This is a genomic window from Kocuria sp. KRD140 (genome assembly GCF_017168375.1).
Lineage (GTDB): Bacteria > Actinomycetota > Actinomycetes > Actinomycetales > Micrococcaceae > Kocuria > Kocuria marina.
The window spans coordinates 478,407-479,434 of sequence record NZ_JABFAW010000007.1 but is presented as its reverse complement, the minus strand read 5'-3'; the positions used below and the strand labels follow the sequence as shown (position 1 = coordinate 479,434).

1 protein-coding gene is annotated in these 1,028 nt (G+C 70.7%); it reads right to left on the bottom strand.

Annotated features, from left to right (window positions below):
* Window positions 1-65: 65 nt before the first annotated feature.
* A complete protein-coding gene (locus tag J1M36_RS08590; protein WP_206479049.1) occupies window positions 66-887 on the bottom strand; it encodes a thioesterase family protein in 822 nt (273 codons plus the stop codon).
* Between the last annotated feature and the right edge of the window lie 141 nt (window positions 888-1,028).

The window sequence follows — 1,028 nt, the reverse complement described above, 5'->3', positions numbered from 1 at the left end:
CTGCTCAACCCCCGGCGGAGCCGGGCGGTTCCGGCCCGCCCAAGTCCTGGCGGGCCACCGGCTTCTCAGCTCGTCCGGCGCAGGGTCAGCGCCTGGGCCACCCGACCGATCGGACCGTGCTCGTCGAACAGCTCCGAATGAGTCAGGCCCGCGCCGTCCCCGCCGAACTCCACCCGGGTGTCGAGTCCCACCCACGAGGACACCGGGGCGCGGAACATGTGGATGCTCAGGTCCACATTGGGGAACGCCCACGGTCCGATCTCCGCGCGCGGAGCGATCCCGTTGGCGGCGTCGACCGAGCTGATGAACCGGGCGGTGGGGGAGGACTCCTCGCCCTCGACCACCGACTTGGTGATCCGCAGCCAGCCCGCGCCGTTGCCGGGTCGGGGCCGCCGGGCGGTACGTGCCTCGACGGAGCTGATGAACCCGCCGCCCCACGCCTCGGACATATTGACCGGCTCGCACTGCTCCACGGGGGTCAGCGGCTCGATCTCCCCGCCGGCCACGTCCTGGGTGTCCGAGGTCTTCAGCCGCCACAGGCTCAACCGGATGCAGTCCCGCCCGCCGGCGCTCATGGTCGCCTCGACCAACTCGATGGTCCTGCCCGGGCGCAGCACGCGCGTGTGCACCTCGATCTCACCACCGGGGATGACCCCCAGAATGTCGAAGGAGAAACGCACCGGCAGCACGTCCTCCCGCGGGTGGTTGCGTTCGATCTCGTGTACCAGCAGGCCGGACGACGCCGCCATGTGCTGTTCCAGGGGGCTCCACGCTCCCTGCGTGTACACCGTGGTGCGGAAACCGTGATCGCTCGTGCGCACGTAGTGGGCGTCCGGGACGTCCTCGCCGTTGGCGCCCAGGTGCCCGGGGGCTTCTTCGGTACTCATGCGTGCTCCTGCCTGTCCTGACCGCGGGCGGGGCCGCGTCCGGTTCCTGGAACATGGCCGCCCGCGATGCGAGTGTGTGCCGGAATACACCCTAGGGGAGCGCCGCGGGAACACCTATCGGACTTGCGACGCGTGCCGGGC